Source organism: Serpentinicella alkaliphila (genome assembly GCF_018141405.1).
Lineage (GTDB): Bacteria > Bacillota > Clostridia > Peptostreptococcales > Natronincolaceae > Serpentinicella > Serpentinicella alkaliphila.
This window is the reverse complement of sequence record NZ_CP058648.1, coordinates 2,143,745-2,161,444: the sequence shown is the minus strand read 5'-3', so window position 1 is coordinate 2,161,444 and position 17,700 is coordinate 2,143,745. Positions and strand designations below refer to the sequence as shown.

Genomic DNA, 17,700 nt, shown 5'->3' with positions numbered 1-17,700 from the left:
TCCCTTTAGTTATTATTTCTCTACCAATTTCTTTGAAACTACAGTAAATTTAAAATATAGCTTTAATTAACAAGTATATTAAACTACCTACAATCTATCTATTCTAGTGATCGATAGAGTAATGCAATTAAGTTGAAGTTCAACATGCTCACTCCAATTTTGAAATTCATTACAAGAAATGTGTAGTTTATCATCTAACCAGCCCTTAAAGACTATATTATCCATTTTTAGTGGACTTTTAATTAACATTTCATTAAGCAAGCTAGATTGAATTAATTGGACATCATAATTATCTGATACAATATAATCCCCAAGAGGTGTTACCGTAAGATTAGTGTATAGTGGTTGTTCTTCGTACTCTAATATATTTCCATTTTTTATATCAAGTTTGAATAAGCAATCTGATGTGAGAATTAATATAGAACTATGTTTTTTTGAGAGAGCAATATTTTTCGAAGAGCCTCTAAACGTCCCACACCATTGAGTATAGTCTTCGTTAGTAAATTTAACCCAAGTCCAATCCTTTGATTTCCATGGACTCTGAACATCATAGATTTTTTCTTCAAATGTTCCTGAATATGGTTGATGTATTATTTCAGCTTCAATAATCAATATCTCACTCCCTTAAGTACATAATATGGATTTTAGTATGCTTTTCTTAAATTGTTTCTATAAAATAGGTATATTAACCAAGCAAAGGCAGTAATAAACATAATTCGTTGCCATATTCCAGTATAGTCTGTTACTTGAAACATAAGAATTGATAAAAAAATTGAGATTAATCCCTTAATTATGGCTAGTATCCGCCTTTTATTATTCTTCTCTATAAAAGCAGTGGAAAATGCAAACATTGTAAATGAAAAGCCAACTACTGATGCGGCGAGGGAATGTAGTTTATCTTCAGTAAGACTATATGGTATCCCGTCTATAATAGGTGCATGCTGGAAAATGCCTGTAGAAATTAATCCCAGACCAAATAAGGTTAATAAAATTTTATGCACCCAATATCTTTTTAAATGAATATGTGCTTCTACTATTGTCCCTATTCCTAATATGCAAAAAGTTACATTCATAATCCATGAATTAGGAGTATTTTGCGCTCCTAGCTGACTTGTTGTATTCTTTGCTATTTCATATCCTTCTGCACCATAAAATGGTAGTATAAACATAACGAGCAACAGAATAACATAACCGGGAAATATATATGATTTAATCCGCATATAAATACCTTCTTTCCGAAGTACGTACTTAAATTAAATGCTATTTAATTGAAATAAAGAATTCATATAATCCTTTACAAAATATCGCTTACCTTTTTTTATTACTTCATGACCTTCTAATTCTAACAACATTTTTTGTTGATCTATTCCACCCGGGTACTTTTCATTTAATTCACCATCTTTTTTTAACGTGCGCCAATAGGGAGTTATGTCCTTACTACCTGAGTTTTCTCGTTCTTGGCTTGCATTCCCTACAATATTTATAAATATTCCAGCCGTAAGTCTACAAGTAAAGTCAGCATTATGTTTTTTTGAAAGATGCATCCTTACTTCATCCACAGTTGTTAATTTTCCTTCTGGTATCTTTCTCATTACTTCATCATACTCTATAGGTGGTGCTATAAGCATATTGCCGTAGCCAAATCGTTTTGCCATCTTATTATCAAAATCAATAAACTCGATTTTTGGTAAATCCCCTGAGTTATAGAGTTTTTCCATATAGGTTTTTTTGGGCATAAACAAATCTCCTTTAATATAAATGTACTTTTTTACTATATATTAAAATACTTATATACAAGTTTTTTTCCATTTTTAGTTTTGAAATTTTTTTTATAATTTTCTCGTTTATTTTAAAGCTTTTTAAATTCTCCAAGTAATCCGCTTCCCATACTATTTGAAAGTCTAGACCATCAATTTTTGAGGAAGTATGGTGGTTACCTACAATATAACATGCTCTAACTGTTCGTTCAGGACTATAACCTAAATCAGATAAAATCTTTTTTGCTAGTATTTCTCCTTCTTTCTCCTGATATTGTGCATCCAAGGAACCATACTTTTTTAAAACTTCTACTGCACCGATATCATGTAATATTGCTTCTATACTAATAAAACTCTCTATCAGTTTCGTCAACTACTAGACCTTCCATTATTTTTTCCCACATTATTTAAAACATTAAATGTATGTTCAACACCCTAGGGAATATCTATAAATATTTTTTTCATCTCATTAATCACTTTTTCCCTAAACATTTAAATCTACTCCTTAACCAATATTCCAATGCTTTGGTCTAATAAGTAATTCAGGGATTTTTGTACTTTTATCTCCTTTTGAGCAATTAACTTGTGCCTGAGTTAGAAATATACTTTTACTCAAATTTGCTCCTCTTACATCTGCATCCCTAAAATCTGCTCCAATTAAATCAGCATATGAAAAATCAGTATTTCTAAGATCCGCTGCAATTAGAAAAGCCCCCCTTAAATTTGCACCATTAAAATTACTGTTTCTAAGTTTCGCCCCTATAAAATCTATTTTTTTTCCCATAGTCTTTTTATGTTTTGTTTGAATCTTAATTTTATCAATAACCTCAGCTCTTATTAGTTCACTGGCCTTTACTAATATATCGTTTACTTTGCTACGTAATCCTACAATATCAAATTCAATTAGTAAATGAGGATCTAAATAGGTTACATCCTCTGCCTCCCTAATTAGTGAACAAGCTATAATATGTATTTGGCTTGTGGACTTATGCATTAGGACCTCTGTTAGATACCATAAAAGTTCCTGTAACTGTCTTATTTTTAAAAATACCTCAAACATTTCATTTCATGAGTTATGCAGTTGACTCCATATACTGGGAATTTTGCACAGTAAACCAACCTAACAATAAATTCTTCGGCCAAAATTTATCAATAAGTCTTGCAAATTGCCTAACTTCTGTGTCAAAATGTACTTGTATAGTTTGAAAGCATTGCTGTGCTTTTATAACGATACGGTATGTGGCGTTGAAAAAGTTTCGGACCATTTCGCCGTGGGTGAAGCCTTCTTCAGCGCCTTTATTATTGAGTTCCCATCTTGCATAGACAAGTAAAGTTTCTGCTGTAAAAATGAGCTCAATATGGGCGTAATGATGACTTTCCGACGTTGAGTGGCAAGAATTCAACCCCAGTTCTTGTTTTGCAGTTCTAAAAAAAACCTCAATGCTCCAACGCTTAATATATGCATCTAAAGCTTCTTCAGGATTATCGACCCTATTACTAATCAAAAGGTAAGCCCCACGATATGTAGCCGCAACCTCTTTGTTTTTCTCAAATTCATCCTTCATCATTTCAGTATCTTCTTTGAGTCTTGTAGCTACAACTGCTTTGCAATAGGCGTATAACGATACTTAGTTACTACTTTACCCTGCTTTCCAACTAAACGGTAGGGTAACTTGATATAAATATTAGGTATGGATATAGCACTTACTTTACTCTTTAGCCACTAATAAGAAGTTTGAAAAAACTTCTTTAATAAGCATTGAAGGCTTTACAGGGATAAAGCGTTCTCGGCCTGTAATATTCTCAATTTCTTTTCGATAAAGTCTTTATTACGTTTTGCCTTAGTAACCCAATCATATTGATGATCTGTGAGCCAATTAAAAAGTCTTTGCATAAAAACCGGCGGTCCATGGCAACCCATAGTACCCCTGTGTAAATCCGGCGAATATCCATTAGCATTTCTTTTGAAAGATCTATTTTTGTCTGTTTTTCATCGCTATTTTCTACCTTACGCCAAATACGCCAAAACAATGGATATTTAAGTCCGTTCTTTAATACAACAGTTGTAGCAACTATATTCATACACCAGATATTTATTTTAATGGAGCTATCATATAACCAACAAAGGAAAGGGATTTTCTTTCCATGGGCATGAGCCACCTTTGTATCATCAAGTACAATAACATCTCCTTCAGTAAATGCAGTTTCTTCTTCTTGTTGTAGTCTTTGTACTCTTTTAAAACTAAATAAACCCCAATTATAATCAGTTGTAAAAAAGCGGCTAAAGGTATATTGAGCCATTTTAAGATTCCGAAACATCGGTTGTAATAAGCTATCCTTAGTAGCATAATCAGAAATACGTGAGACAGAATTTTTATTAGCAATAAGTCCTACCACATAAGCAAAAGCAATAAGCCAAGTGGGTACACCATTACGTTTTACAATACCCGATTGCGTAAGCAGAAGTGAAAAATCAAATTTATCCCAAATTGCTTTTAAAACTGGCGTTCCGCCCCCATTTCCTTGTTGTAAATTTCTATATTTCGGTTTCCCAAGAGTCATATTTATCACCCATTCATCAAGAGTAATGGCTATTAATACCATTCACTTTGATTATTGGGGCGGGTTTAAAAAGTCAAGTCTTTTTTGCTATTTCAAGACATATAAAACAAAAATATTTTTTAGTATATTATAATATACGATACATCAGTCTTATTTACATTTATTTACACGAACTGCATAACTCATGTCATTTTTATTTTGAGGAAATTTATACCAATCATTTCCATGAAAAATAGATTGTGCAACCTTTTGCCCTGCCCCAAAGCAATCATAAGCTACGCAACCTTTAAAACCTCTCTCTATAAGATTTTCGTGTACATTGCAACTATAGTTTTTACTTAAATTAGGACATGGATATCCTGCAGCTTTATCTGTAGGAAAACCTTCTGAAGAAGAGAAATATAGCGCAACACAACACAGTCCAAAACATTTTTGGCAGTCAGCCTGAAGGTTTTTTCTTATGTTACTCAGACTTAGACCATCATTGAAAACAAAGCCACTTTTATATTTTATTTGTACATTTTTCATTGTTTAGATTACCTCTTAGAATTAATTTATTAGTTTTTATATATTTTCTTTTTGTATATAAAACTTACTACACATAGTTCACAAAACTATATATCCTTAAAATCAGTAACAGTTTTTTTTTTAGATTTTCTCTTAGCAAAATCTAGTTGACTTTAAACCACTTTTCAGTGCATTTTCTATAGCCTTTAATATCACTTTACTACTTGAAGTTGCTCCGGTTATAACATCTACCTCTAATGACTGGGTTTCTATTACTCTAGTAGTTATTATTTCAGCTGGTGTGCCCCTATCATTTTTATGCTCTATTAATTCTATTCCTACAATTTCATTATTATAAACTGTTACTTCAACGATGGCAGAAATCCACATTATTTCATAACTACCTGTGTAAGTACCATCTTTAATATCCATCATATTTATACTATCAATGTTAATTTCATTTACTTGTTTTCGATAAGTTCGTAAATCCGAATAATAATCTCCAGTAAAATAAATCCCACTAACAATTACTGTAATTAAAATGAAACCTAAAAGTTGTTTCTTTTTCATAATATCAACCCCATTATTTATTTTCCATATAAATATTTTTAGATTTTCTTGTTGATCCATAAAAGAAATTAATAGCTTAAAAACATTTAAATATTTCTCGATCTAAAAACATATGTTAGAACCCCTCTTCTTCATTTACTATAAATACTTTCATTCGTCTACTTTCATTTTGTCCTTCAATAACAACCAAATTATTACACACTCTATCTGGTGACTTACAGTCAATACATTTTTGCAAATCAACACATGGAGGATTCATACCTGCCCTTTTTGCATTTTTAGGGGATGCAATGTTTCTAACTCTATATACCGCCTCATCTAAAGTTTTAGTTATTTTATTAGAACCAATAACAACAACTACATTATTAGGACCATATAACATGGCTGCAACCCTGTTACCACTATGGTCCATATTTACAATGTGACCCTCTAATGAAATGGCGTTTGTGCCTGTGATGTACCAATCCGTTAGTAGCGCTTTTCTTTTAATTTCTTTAATCTCTTCTTTATTTTTAGCTAGTGTTTTATCATAAACATTATTTCCTCTGCTAATTAGATCATTACTTAGTTCCATTCTCTTTAATGTAACAGAGTTACCAATTCCTACACTTTCGTGTTTAGAAATCATTTTCATAATTTCTAATTTGGCCTCATTAAAGCTTTCAAAATAATACCCCTGTATATTTCTCTCTGACAAGCTTTTAATTAAATGTTCTACAGTATCTTTTTCCATAAAACTTCTCCTTTCATATAAGACCTGAACTCAAAATAAATATAGCACCACCATGGGTTATAGCTGCAGGTATTATTCCATATTTACCCCCAATTAACCCAGCAATTACACCTTCCCAAAGTGTAAATAGTAATATTGGAAATCCGATATCAGTTACAGTTATTGCTAAAAAAATATGGCAAAAAGCAAATATTACACCTGTATTAATACTTGCCACCATAAGCCTTTGATTTTTTTTAAAAATTCCAAGTACATAACCACGAAATAAAGTTTCTTCTAAAAGGTTCCCGAATAAGGAGAACATCAATAATGGCAGTATAACGGCTGAATTAACAATACCACCTCTTTCATAAATATCTATAACTCTATACAAAACTAAAAATGGTAATATTACAATAATACATCCAACAATCCCAAATATAATTCCTGTAAGTTTTCTTTTGCGAAACCAAATTAAGTACTTACGGTTTTCCTCATCAAATTTATTTAGAGCAAATACAATACAGAGACTATTAATTGCTAAAATAACTAAAAATAGTGGATCAGAACTCATCCTTAACCATACAACCCCATTTACCTTGCCAAGTGTCCATAATCCTAAAGGAGTCATGGCATCCCGCATAAGAATGAATGTAAAAATATATATTACTATTCTTAAATATCCTTTTGGTTTAACCATTATAAAGACTAAAAATATCAATCCTAAACCTGGTAAAAGCCTTAAAAAATAATTAATTAAAGTTATCAATGTATTCATAATCATTCCCTCTCTTTCTTAAATACTTATAATAAATAATATTAGATTAGGAGATTTTATTTTAATTTAATTTAACTCTGTCCTCTTTACAAGAATATACTTCGTTTATTTAATTGTAATTTGTTCGAGGAAACTTGAATAATTAATTCCTCAATTGATGATAAGCTTGCTACAATACAAATCACATAGGCTATCACCGTTGTATTATTAATAGAGGGATATAGAATTACGGAAACAAATAAAACAATACCAGTAAGCTTATTACCATATGTGTGTAAAATTGCAAATGTTTTAAATTTTATATAAGCTACGCTTATCGATCCTAACCTTAGAATACTAATAGCTATAATCCATATCAAAATTTGATCTGTAAGTTTTACAATTGGGTAGTATTTTATCAAAACCACTCCAACCATAACTAAATCAGCTATTGAATCAAGTCTAGCACCGAATCTACTTGTTGCCCCCATCTTTCTCGCTATATAGCCATCCATAATATCAGTTAATCCACAAATAATATAAATCGTGTGAAATAAAAGGCTGAGTGGCCTAAAGAATAATAAAAGCACAGACAAAATAATTCTTAAAAAGGATATACAATTCGGTATTAACTTCATTTAAAAACCCACCTATTATGGATGATTTTGTTTGAAAATTTTACTTATTTTTACCTACTATTTTATTTCATTTTGTCATCAACTCTTATCTTTAGCAGAAGTACAGTATCATTATCTCTTATCATCTCATCAATAGCATCTGCGTCTTCATAGTTGTAGCCCATTCTCATTTGTCCTTCATTTTGCCGATATACTGCTAATACCTTTTCTTGCTCGGATTCTAGACTGAATGTTCCACTGCTGATTGCATAGTCCCAACTAGACACACTAGATTTCACAAAAATATCACTATCAACACTATGAGGTGCTATTCTAATTCCTTCTGAGTATAAAAACAATAATGGTTTATCGCTATTACTATTTATAATTCCAAAGCCCATTTGCCCTTCCGCTATTTTCTCTGGTTTTAAACCATAGGAAAGCTTTGTTAGTGGAGGTTCTACAATATTTCCTCTATTATAGCCTTCCACCCATAACTCAACCCATCTTTCCTCGGCTCTTGGTATCTTTAAATTAAAATCAAACAATATCCCTAGACCTAGTTCTTTAAATGTACTTTCATGCTTTGATCCTGAATTTTGTGAAATGTATGCAACAACATCATTATCTACTATCTTATTACAGCCAACAGTAAAAACTAAAGAAATTATTATTAGAATTGATAGCACTAGCCGCGTATAATTCCTATTTTTCATAAATAAATCCCCTCGTATACTTTTTTAAACTATTCCTAGATAGTTATCCTTAAACATATGGGCTTTTCATAAAGCCCCGAACCGATTGCCTCTTTAACAATAAAAACATTCAAGTCCTTTATATTTAATTCTAGATAAGTTATTTCTTCTATCTTTTTATCCATCCATATACTCCATAGCTCTATTTCATCAACATATCTTAATTGACTTTTAATATATTGTACCAGTTCTTCGGCTCTCTTATCTGTGTAACGCCACTCTAAAGATGATATATATTGTTTGTCCGTATACTTTGAAATGTAACTCATTGAAATATTGTTCTCTTTTTTAATTTCTATTTCATATAAATGTTCCTCTGAATCACAATGAAGAACTATTTTCTCATCTTTATTTTTTGTTGTTCTTAATAGTAAATCATTAATTTCCATATTATTCTCAATCATATCATTTATTGACATTAGTTTTATATATGGATTATGTACATCATCTAAAGGTTTATCACTCGAAAAAAATTGATATATACTCATAAATACACGTCCTTATCTAAATCTTTTGTAAACTATCTGAAAACATTTATGAAAAATAGTCGTTTAATAAAATCTATAGTACAATAGCAATAAATGTAATTTGTAGATAAAGCTAAATAGGGATACGACATTTATAGTTCCTTAACAAACATGTGTCATTAAACATAACTACATATTTGTTATTTCCAATCTTTACATACGTCTACCCATGATTTTGAATTTGAGTATTTTTTTAGTTCATTTATGCTCAACTCAATAGCACTATTACTACTGCCGCATGCAGGAAATACTGTTGTAAATCTATTTAGAGAAACATCTAAAAATGTTACAACTCCATCCTTCACTCCAAATGGACAAACTCCTCCTATAGCATGGCCTGTAAAGTTAACGACTTCCTCCGCTGTTAACATTTTTGCTTTTGTACCGAAGTGTTGTTTATACTTTGAATTATCTATTTTTGCATCCCCTGCAGTAACTATTAAAACACACGTATTATTCACAAAGAATGATAAAGTTTTTGCTATTCTTTTAGGCTCACATTTAACCGCCTCTGCTGCTAGTTCCACAGTTGCACTTGAAACATCAAACTCTAATATCTTATCCTCCATACTCCATTGTTTAAAATATTCTTTAACTTTTTCAATAGCCATCTTTGCTTCTCCTCTTATTATCTTTAAATTTGTTAAGATTCCTATTTCTTATATAACTATGATTTTAGGTAATTCTCCAGTAATAGAAAAGATTAAATCGTAATTAAACCTGGTCTTGCCATAACATACTATGTATTTTCCATGTCAGTCCATTAAAAATAAACTGAGCTATATTTACTCCCCGTTTAATTATTTCTGTGTCTTCTTTATTAGGTTTAGCTGCATATTCGCTATAAACATTTGCAATACTCTCATATACCTTAATCTCATAGTTAAATCCATACTCATAAAAGTCTTTAGACTTTAGAAAATTTCTCAAAACTACTATATATTCTTCAACATTTAAAGGTTTTGTAATGCATTCCTTATTATTATACTTCATTGAAGTTAAGGAGGAGTCTTCAGAGTAAAATAATCTTCTGAATTCACACCAATCCCTCCCGTCTTCAGCTTTACCAGAAATTATTTCATAAAATTTATTTATTACCTTTTCTACTTCAGTTTCATTTGTCATAAATGCCCTCCGCTTTTCATCGTAAAATATGAATTCATTGTTTGTTCGAATTTCAATAAGTGATATACTTATAATACTACTGTTTCCTATCAAAGATTAAGTCTAGAAAAAAACAAAATTAAACATTACCCAAAAACTACCTAATATGTAAATGTATAGCATAGGTTCTACTCTTGCTTTATAAAAATAAAATACAGAAAAAATAAGAACCAGTGGTACTAAGAAATCCATAAAACCAACAGTGCCTACTTTACCAATAACAAATCCTGACCCTAGGTGCCTAGTTATTAGTAGTAAAGAAATTGACAACGATTGAATAGCGAATAAAGTAACTATAAAATTTATAAATAGTTTGGATATACGCATGTACTTCCTCCTTGGTTAAATCAACAGTATTGCTCTTTTAATATTTCCGGTTTTTTTTCGCTTACATAGTTTGAGACTCCAACGAAAATGTCTCAACTATATGATTAGCAAATATCATGTATAAATCAATAAGTACAATATGAGTAGTCAGAATTACTTGCACTCCCACCACTAATTAAATATATCCGATAAGAACATAATACCTCTAAAATATAAAACTTTGATATTTTCCCTGTTGAAATAATCGATCCAATAAATATAATAAGGAATACAAAATATTATATTTATTCTCTAATTCTGACTCCATAACAAACCCTATACAACTCCCCTTTATATACTATTCTTCATGCTATAACCCATCCAGCTTTTTATATCCTTTAAAACATACATTTTATAATCAATTTCATAAGCTTCATTTATTTTTAGAGTTCTTCTCTAGTGAATCTAATACCCTCTCAATAAATCTCTCTGCATATTTAAAGTCTCTATCATTTGGATGCCCTTGTGATAATCTACCTATATAATCAAACAGCTTATTATTGGAGAATTCTCGTGCTATAAAGTTACCTTTACATGCGAAGCTACCTATATTTACAGCTCCCTTTGCCATTAATAGCTTAATTAGTTTTTTATTATAGAATGTCATCCCAATACCACTGGTTGAAAATACAAATACATTTTTGTTCTTTAAGTCCAGCTTTTCAGCTAATTCAAATAGTTTTGGTGACAGGCTCTCCTTGTATACTCCGGATCCAAATCCTATCAAATTGTAACTAATTATATTCACATCAGTAATATCCTTTATATTTATTAGCTCCGAATCCATTTTCTCAGAAAACACTCGTGCAATTTTTTCAGTGTTATTTTTATAGCTAGAACAGTAAATAATTAAGGACTTCATATGTTCTGCTCCTCTCTAAATAGTTAAAACTATTTAAACATCCCATCTGCCCTGTTTTAAGTTTTGTTGTATCCTTATTAATTATATCTCCAGCTATAGCCTCATACTCCCTATAAAAGCACCTTCCCGGTAGATATGGTTGTTTACCAAGTGTCTTATAAATTTGAATTTGCTATTTAAAAACCTTTTTAATGAACAAAAGAGTCTATATATTATATAGGTATCTCCTCAGCATTCTCATCAATATTAAAATCTGCTATCCTTAATAATTCCACTATTCTTATTTAAGCTTATTATTTCTCAGTATTTCTTTAGCTCTTCTTTTAATTAAGTCATCCACTCTATTAGAAGAAACCACTAATTCTAGAGCTACATCTTCTAATCTTGCCAATAGAATTTATTGCTCTTTCAATTGTTGTTATATATCACTTCTACTTTTAAAATAAAAATAATTTTAAAATCCTCAGTCACAAAGGGCGTTATAGATAGCGTTTCTGCCATTCACGACGCCTTCTAACTGGACCCCAATTAATACCCCATGAGTTACTGTCACCCAGTTATAAGGTGTGGTACTCTGAACTTTTTCTCACTAAGTGACCATCAGCACCCTTATGGAAATGGCTTGTGCTTTGATGCTAGAACATGTCTAGTTCTTTAGTATAACTTTACACCTCCTAATAAAAGTATTACTATTGGTCATACATAGAACTACTTCTCAACTAAGACTGTCTGTCCTGTCATTTTCCACTGTGAAAATCAAAAAATCATCATCCTCCTCTACACATACTTTCTCATATCTAAATTATTTATCGACTAACATCTCAAAATAGTTCGTTTCCATATTTAGCTCAAAAACAGGACACCGATCAAACCTAACATCACCAATAAAGATTGCTCTAATTTTTTTATCTAATTTCATATCCCTTTTCCGAAACATTTACATCTGTTGTTCAGTAACAAGAGACAAAACCATTGACTCTACATCCTACCCGTATTTTGTATTTTCAACTAACGATTCTGTGTTTGAGACATCTTTAAGCCGGATCCACTTACCCTCAGCTTTTGTAGAGCTGCGCTCTCGGTTGAATAGATGTGGGATGCTGTAAACAACACATCAAGCAAAACAAGATATAATATAATCAGAAAATCAGTATTCTAAATTATGAATTACAAAAGGATGGTTATATATGTTTGTTGTGTAAATAAATGAACGTGGTCAAATTACATTACCTAAAGAGTTAAGAAAAAAGGCTAATATTCGCCCTAAAGATAACCTTATTGTTTATGTTGATGAACAGGGTAGATTAATACTTAGAAAAAAAGATCTCCTCTAATTTTAGAAGGTCTAATAATAAGAGATCTGATTAATCAAGGGTATTCAAAAAAACTAAGCTACTAGAATGCCTGAACGAAAAAAAAGAATTAGCTAGTGCCCTAAACGAAACTCAAAATGAAATCAACAATGGTGAATTTTCTACTCTTAAAGACTTAAATGATCCATTAATTCAAGAAGGTTAAATAGTCATGTATACACAGTAATTATACCAAATAGTGTAAAAAAAGAACTTAAAAAACAGATAAAACAACCATTTATACTGTTATAAAATTCCTTGATAACATTTCTATCGACCCTTTTCAAAGCATTTTTATTATCAGGTGATTACTCTAACCTCTGAAACTTGAATTTCGTCAAAATCAGCCATCCATCATAATTTTTTATAATTTTAACAACTTAATATTATGCTCATAATAAATACTATAATTAGAATGTTGATTGCCCAATGTCATTAACAAAAATATTAATCTTATCACCCTTACTTAAATTTGGTTTATCCCATAATAAGCAACTTTTGTTATGATATATTTTGTCTTTATATAAATAGGTATAGTAAACTATAAATGGTGATTTTTTCACAAATGTTATCCCTTTTTGTAAAGATATTTTTTCTATTATACCAACAGTTTTAGTCCCCTTTGAAATTAACTCACGATGTAACTTTTCTTGTTTATAGCTAAAAATTCTAAATCCTGATTGTATAACACAAAGAGTTGTTCCCAAAAAACAAAATATTTGGCCTGCCAAAATCGGGTCTTGCACAGATGAATATGCTGTCGGTTTTATAATATTTATAAAGCTTAAACAACCAAAGAAAATAAATCCTAGTCCTAAAGACAAAAATACGAATGCGTATACGTCACTCTTATATTTAGGCTTCTTCATAAATATACCTCTTTCTGTTATATAAATAATCTTTGCTAACTTATAGCAATTTTAAATACTCTAAACTATAATTAATACGTCCCTATAAATACACTCTAAAATTCCATTAGTCTATCACAGTCACGGTAGACGCGCCAGTTACCCGACGCACCCGCACAGATCCCGGTGTGCGGAACTACCGCACCGGGATCTTCAGAAATATTCGGTTCCGTAATTCAGCAAGTCAAAATTGAAATTCTAACTGTTGATTTCCACTCTCTAAAATCCTTGGCTTTAATATTCCATACCGTTTCATTAGTCTAGTGAATTCACTCCTGTTGAAGCTCTTTCTCTGACTTCGTCTATTTAGCCACTTATATAATATCCCCATAGCTATAGTATAGAATTTCCATAGACTTTTGTAGTTTCCAATCAATCCGTAGTAGTTATAATATCCCCTCAGTTATTTTCCTCATTCTCTTATCTCGACTCTCCCTGCACCATACTTTGAAATTCAACAAGGAAGTTCTTAGTTTATTCTTGGAAGTACTTCTTTTAATAATATCTTTTCCTTTAAGGGATACATCCCTTCTAAACTCGAACCCCATAAAATCAAAATGAGTATTTTCTTCCTTGCGGAACCTTGAGAAGCTAATGATATTGGTCTTTTCCTTGGATAATTCTAGTCCAAATTTTCCTAATCTATTACCTAGTGCTACGTAGAACTTTTCTGCATCCTTCTTATATCGAAAGGCACATACAAAATCGTCACAGTATCTACAAAGGTATGCCTCTCCTTCACATCTAGGCTTTACTATTTTCTGGAACCATAAGTCTAGAACAAAGTGCAGATATATATTTGCTAGAATCGGACTAATGATACCACCTTATGCAAAGTAAGTAATTATGTAAAGTAAACACCTCAAATCCTTATAAATACAAATGTCATTGTAATTTTACTTTGCATAATGTTCCACTTGGAGATATAAGGCAAAGCACAATTTTTCAAAGAATTTAGAAAAATATACGACTGAAACAAGTAAAAAAGATACTTCCTAAGCTTTTCACTTAAAAACAGCTTAGGATATTATGCTAAGTAAATTCTTCGAAACACTATACAATTCAATGCTTTGCAGAGTTTACTTTGCATAATCATCAACTTTGCATAATCCACCTTCAGAAGTTCCAGTTGCTGGATGTATCACTTGCTGATTGACGTCAAGCACCCCTGCTTTTAACCATTTTCTGATTAAGCCTAGTATAGCACTATCATGTACTCTTTCTTCAATCATCCTAATTAACCATTCATGGTCAATATCATTAAAGAACCCTTTTATATCAGCTTCTACTACATAGCTATACTTATTAAACTGTAGCTCTTTAGTTAGGTCTTTTATCGCATGATGCGCCCCTATATTGGGACGATATCCATAACTACAATCTAGAAAATCTTCTTCATAAATAGTTTCTAATATTTCGGCGACAGACCTTTTGAACTAGTTTATCTGATATTGTCGGAATACCAAGTGGACGGGTTTTACCGTTTCCTTTCGGTATGTTAACTCTACGAACTAGTTTTGCACGATATCTTCTATCCTTTAAACTACTGGTAATTTCTTTGATATTTTCCTTTAGATTTAACTCAAACTCCTTAGCAGTTATCTTATCAACACCAGCTGAGGCCTTCTTGTTTAATTTCCTCCAAGATTCTGTCAAAGTATTTTCATTTAGTAGTTGATACAGGTTTTGAAATCTATGCTTTTTATTTTGTTTTGCCTTCTGCCTTATTCCTCGCAGTGAGGTTTGCATTAGTTTGTCCAGCCCTACATGTCCGGCTAATGTTTCCTTTACGAAGTACATATTTCTGTCAACCTATTCCCCATGTAGTGGGCTCTCCCAACCTTAAAATACTATGAGTTGATCCGAACCCTGTAGTGTCATTGACCGTCCTATTTTTCGGTTGGATAGGTCTACCAGCAGTTGCTGGAACCTACAGGTCCTCCTAAGTTCCTGATATCCTCTTCATACATGCCATGTTCTATGACCCCGACAGACCCTCAAGAATCTCACCAATAACGATTCTCTTGTATTGACTTCCGTAACGTTAAACACGTCGTCATCTGCATTCTTCCTATTTTACTAGGAACACGATTTACGGGGCTGAATATGCTTCAGGGATTACGGTCTCCCCTATGGCCTATTTGATTCTCTGTGTACGCTTCACCTTTGCTGTCGCTAGCATCGGTGCAACACTCGATACAGGTAGTTGGCTAGACCTTGCCTGACAGGGACTCTCACCCTGTAAGAAATGCCAAGCTTTACTTGGCGCACTAACGGTTTTGTGTTTCGAAGTCCCTGAGCCGGATCCGATAAACCTACCCCTTGGTGGAGTTTTCCTCCCGGTGAAGGGAAGTGGTGCTCTGTAATTCCTAATGTATCCACGTCTAGTTTAAGTTTATCACTTTTACTATAATAACAGGTATAAATTTCTAAGGGGGTACCTGTTATGAAAAACCAAGTTTCAGATTAAGAATGGAGTAACATTTTAACTAAATTCGCTACTTACAATGGCAGTAGTAAGTAACTCAGGATATTTAGCAAATTGCTTAGGTAAGTCAGATACATTGTTCGAATAAGTTTTTTGGGTTTTAGGGCTATATCCCTTTAAGGTTAAATCCATTTTCATTTTTTTTTATAACTGAGACATAATAAACCTCATTTACTAAATATTTTTTATTGCAATATCATCGTAAAGGAAAAGGGGAAGTAATGTCTAATAGTATATATTATAGGTGAATATGGTTTTTAAAAACCACCGGGATTAGCGGTTTCGTTCAACAATGTGTTTGAGTATTCGTGCCGAAGCACGCTATTAGGCTGTCAATCTATGTTACTTGTATAAATAGAATCCTCTAAATGCACTTGTCTGAAGTTCAACGACTTTCGATACACCAAATATCATTTAATTCTTTTCTTGTTATAATTTTCTGACCAACTATCAACAAAGATATCAATTCCTTCTCCTTCTGTTAATGCTTGAATTACAAAAAACAAAATTCCCCCAAACATTAGCATAGATGCATTACCTAATATCCTAATATATATATAATCTTTATCTATAGCTCTAAAAAGTGAAATATTAAAGCATAAATATATAACATTCATAAATAATAGACTACTTCCTACTGACAAGCTATAAACAATCCAAACAATCACAGAAATGATAATGACTATCGTTGTAGCTATAATATTATTCTTTATAAAAGTTTTTTTCTGTTTTATTTTTATTAGAAATTTATAATTTAGCAACATTGAAATTGCAAACATGACCACAAGTATTAATGGGTTATATGGAGATGCTAATTTTATTGAATAATAAGAACTTATTACAACTCCAGTTAAAATAGCATTAATAGTCGAGTAAATGATAATCAAACTCTCTTTTTTGCTGATAAGAAAGTAATATATTAGAATCGTTGCAATTACCCAAATAATTCCAGTTATTAATGCTTTCTTCCCATCAATCAAAGTAATACTTATTGAACTCACAATATTAGTAAGAGCAAATAATCCTATATAAATATAATATATTTTCAATAATTCCTTTTTCTCTGACATCAATAGATCTCCTTTTTACAAAACTTTATTTTATAATTAGAGAATTTCAGATAACGTTCCCGCATTTGCGACGCCTTCGAACCGGGCCCCAAGGAATACCCCATAGCGGAGCTTCGCTCCCATTGAGAAGCGTGTGGTGCTCTGAACTTTCCCTAAACAACGCTTCCAGCAACTTTATGCAAATGCATTGTTATGTATGTAATATAGCGGACTTCGAAGAATAGATCGGTCACTAACGACCGCCCTTTTATTCTAAGTATCATGATCCGTTCTAAACCTAATAATTACAATATTGTGTTTTATTTTTTGTATCTATACATTTTGCTTTGTTTTCATATTTAACAGCATTTCGGGGGCAACAATGAAAACACGCTAAACACATCTGACATTTTTCATGTTTCCACTCTACTTTAGTAGTTATTTTAATATTATTTACTGGACATGATTTCTCACATTTTTCACAAAGAATACATTGTTTTTTATCCACAACAAAGAAGTTACCTTTCAAATAAATATTCTGTTTATATGTTTTATATCTCATTTTCCGCCTAACTAAATTTACCAAGTAAATATTTTAATTTCCATAAATATACAAAAAGGATTTTTGAATTTCATCTCGAATAAGTATATATTAATATATTCGAGACTAACTATATGAAGTCAAGAAAAATTTCGTATTTAAAGAAGTCATGAAGAAAATAATTTTAAAGACATCTATTACAAAAA

At 31.4% G+C, this 17,700-nt stretch carries 26 protein-coding genes; 1 reads left to right on the top strand and 25 read right to left on the bottom strand.

Features of this window, described 5'->3' with window-relative positions:
- Positions 1-87 precede the first annotated feature (87 nt).
- The 18 genes from HZR23_RS11030 to HZR23_RS10945 form a co-directional block, all read right to left on the bottom strand.
- Positions 88-612 carry a hypothetical protein gene (locus HZR23_RS11030; protein ID WP_132848789.1) on the bottom strand — a complete coding sequence of 175 codons (525 nt, stop codon included), beginning with the start codon at positions 610-612 and terminating at the stop codon, positions 88-90.
- 32 nt (positions 613-644) lie between these two features.
- The gene (locus HZR23_RS11025; RefSeq protein WP_132848788.1) at positions 645-1,220 is read right to left on the bottom strand and encodes a DUF998 domain-containing protein; all 576 of its coding nucleotides are present in this window, start codon (positions 1,218-1,220) and stop codon (positions 645-647) included.
- A gap of 33 nt (positions 1,221-1,253) precedes the next feature.
- Entirely contained in the window at positions 1,254-1,736 is a 483-nt protein-coding gene (locus HZR23_RS11020; RefSeq protein ID WP_132848787.1) for an MGMT family protein, read from the bottom strand.
- 13 nt (positions 1,737-1,749) lie between these two features.
- Positions 1,750-2,130: an HD domain-containing protein gene (locus HZR23_RS11015; protein ID WP_243098236.1), complete on the bottom strand. Its 381-nt coding sequence runs from the start codon at positions 2,128-2,130 to the stop codon at positions 1,750-1,752.
- 132 nt (positions 2,131-2,262) lie between these two features.
- The gene (locus tag HZR23_RS11010; protein WP_132848786.1) at positions 2,263-2,817 is read right to left on the bottom strand and encodes a pentapeptide repeat-containing protein; all 555 of its coding nucleotides are present in this window, start codon (positions 2,815-2,817) and stop codon (positions 2,263-2,265) included.
- 13 nt (positions 2,818-2,830) lie between these two features.
- Positions 2,831-3,325 carry a transposase gene (locus HZR23_RS11005; protein WP_249536676.1) on the bottom strand — a complete coding sequence of 165 codons (495 nt, stop codon included), beginning with the start codon at positions 3,323-3,325 and terminating at the stop codon, positions 2,831-2,833.
- 235 nt (positions 3,326-3,560) lie between these two features.
- The gene (locus HZR23_RS11000) at positions 3,561-4,361 is read right to left on the bottom strand and encodes a hypothetical protein (protein ID WP_213050244.1); all 801 of its coding nucleotides are present in this window, start codon (positions 4,359-4,361) and stop codon (positions 3,561-3,563) included.
- 108 nt (positions 4,362-4,469) lie between these two features.
- Positions 4,470-4,847, bottom strand: a complete 378-nt coding sequence (locus tag HZR23_RS10995) for a hypothetical protein (protein WP_132849657.1) — start codon at positions 4,845-4,847, stop codon at positions 4,470-4,472.
- A gap of 132 nt (positions 4,848-4,979) precedes the next feature.
- The gene (locus HZR23_RS10990; RefSeq protein WP_132849656.1) at positions 4,980-5,396 is read right to left on the bottom strand and encodes an FMN-binding protein; all 417 of its coding nucleotides are present in this window, start codon (positions 5,394-5,396) and stop codon (positions 4,980-4,982) included.
- A 115-nt stretch (positions 5,397-5,511) separates the two neighbouring features.
- The gene (locus HZR23_RS10985; protein ID WP_132849655.1) at positions 5,512-6,129 is read right to left on the bottom strand and encodes a lactate utilization protein; all 618 of its coding nucleotides are present in this window, start codon (positions 6,127-6,129) and stop codon (positions 5,512-5,514) included.
- Positions 6,130-6,142: 13 nt separating this feature from the next.
- Complete coding sequence (locus tag HZR23_RS10980; protein WP_165913781.1) at positions 6,143-6,886, bottom strand: CPBP family glutamic-type intramembrane protease; 744 nt, start codon at positions 6,884-6,886, stop codon at positions 6,143-6,145.
- Positions 6,887-6,972: 86 nt separating this feature from the next.
- Positions 6,973-7,503: a CDP-alcohol phosphatidyltransferase family protein gene (locus HZR23_RS10975; RefSeq protein WP_132849653.1), complete on the bottom strand. Its 531-nt coding sequence runs from the start codon at positions 7,501-7,503 to the stop codon at positions 6,973-6,975.
- A 62-nt stretch (positions 7,504-7,565) separates the two neighbouring features.
- A complete protein-coding gene (locus tag HZR23_RS10970) occupies positions 7,566-8,198 on the bottom strand; it encodes a hypothetical protein (protein WP_132849652.1) in 633 nt (210 codons plus the stop codon).
- A 35-nt stretch (positions 8,199-8,233) separates the two neighbouring features.
- Positions 8,234-8,725: a hypothetical protein gene (locus HZR23_RS10965; RefSeq protein ID WP_132849651.1), complete on the bottom strand. Its 492-nt coding sequence runs from the start codon at positions 8,723-8,725 to the stop codon at positions 8,234-8,236.
- A gap of 179 nt (positions 8,726-8,904) precedes the next feature.
- The gene (locus HZR23_RS10960) at positions 8,905-9,375 is read right to left on the bottom strand and encodes a YbaK/EbsC family protein (RefSeq protein ID WP_132849650.1); all 471 of its coding nucleotides are present in this window, start codon (positions 9,373-9,375) and stop codon (positions 8,905-8,907) included.
- A 103-nt stretch (positions 9,376-9,478) separates the two neighbouring features.
- On the bottom strand, positions 9,479-9,889 hold the full coding sequence (locus tag HZR23_RS10955; protein ID WP_132849649.1) for a hypothetical protein: 411 nt from the start codon (positions 9,887-9,889) through the stop codon (positions 9,479-9,481).
- Between the two features lie 102 nt (positions 9,890-9,991).
- Positions 9,992-10,255: a hypothetical protein gene (locus HZR23_RS10950; RefSeq protein ID WP_132849648.1), complete on the bottom strand. Its 264-nt coding sequence runs from the start codon at positions 10,253-10,255 to the stop codon at positions 9,992-9,994.
- Between the two features lie 412 nt (positions 10,256-10,667).
- A complete protein-coding gene (locus HZR23_RS10945) occupies positions 10,668-11,156 on the bottom strand; it encodes a flavodoxin domain-containing protein (protein ID WP_132849647.1) in 489 nt (162 codons plus the stop codon).
- A gap of 1,202 nt (positions 11,157-12,358) precedes the next feature.
- On the opposite strand from HZR23_RS10945, the gene HZR23_RS18070 reads away from it, so the two are divergent.
- Positions 12,359-12,490 (top strand): AbrB/MazE/SpoVT family DNA-binding domain-containing protein, encoded by a 132-nt coding sequence (locus tag HZR23_RS18070; RefSeq protein ID WP_132849658.1) that lies wholly within the window; start codon positions 12,359-12,361, stop codon positions 12,488-12,490.
- A gap of 428 nt (positions 12,491-12,918) precedes the next feature.
- Here HZR23_RS18070 and HZR23_RS10935 read toward each other — a convergent pair whose 3' ends face one another.
- From HZR23_RS10935 to HZR23_RS10910, 7 genes are all read right to left on the bottom strand, one after another.
- Positions 12,919-13,377, bottom strand: a complete 459-nt coding sequence (locus HZR23_RS10935; protein WP_132849646.1) for a hypothetical protein — start codon at positions 13,375-13,377, stop codon at positions 12,919-12,921.
- Between the two features lie 425 nt (positions 13,378-13,802).
- Positions 13,803-14,234, bottom strand: a complete 432-nt coding sequence (locus HZR23_RS18065) for a reverse transcriptase domain-containing protein (protein ID WP_408641308.1) — start codon at positions 14,232-14,234, stop codon at positions 13,803-13,805.
- Between the two features lie 261 nt (positions 14,235-14,495).
- Complete coding sequence (locus tag HZR23_RS17145) at positions 14,496-14,819, bottom strand: reverse transcriptase domain-containing protein (protein WP_243098292.1); 324 nt, start codon at positions 14,817-14,819, stop codon at positions 14,496-14,498.
- Positions 14,812-15,216, bottom strand: coding sequence for a reverse transcriptase family protein (locus HZR23_RS17140; RefSeq protein ID WP_243098291.1), 405 nt, complete (start codon positions 15,214-15,216; stop codon positions 14,812-14,814). Before HZR23_RS17140 ends, HZR23_RS17145 begins: the two co-directional genes overlap by 8 nt.
- Positions 15,217-15,901: 685 nt before the next feature.
- Complete coding sequence (locus HZR23_RS10920; RefSeq protein WP_213050243.1) at positions 15,902-16,042, bottom strand: hypothetical protein; 141 nt, start codon at positions 16,040-16,042, stop codon at positions 15,902-15,904.
- A gap of 272 nt (positions 16,043-16,314) precedes the next feature.
- Positions 16,315-16,974: a hypothetical protein gene (locus HZR23_RS10915; RefSeq protein ID WP_132849645.1), complete on the bottom strand. Its 660-nt coding sequence runs from the start codon at positions 16,972-16,974 to the stop codon at positions 16,315-16,317.
- A gap of 277 nt (positions 16,975-17,251) precedes the next feature.
- Positions 17,252-17,515 carry a 4Fe-4S binding protein gene (locus tag HZR23_RS10910; protein WP_132849644.1) on the bottom strand — a complete coding sequence of 88 codons (264 nt, stop codon included), beginning with the start codon at positions 17,513-17,515 and terminating at the stop codon, positions 17,252-17,254.
- Between the last annotated feature and the right edge of the window lie 185 nt (positions 17,516-17,700).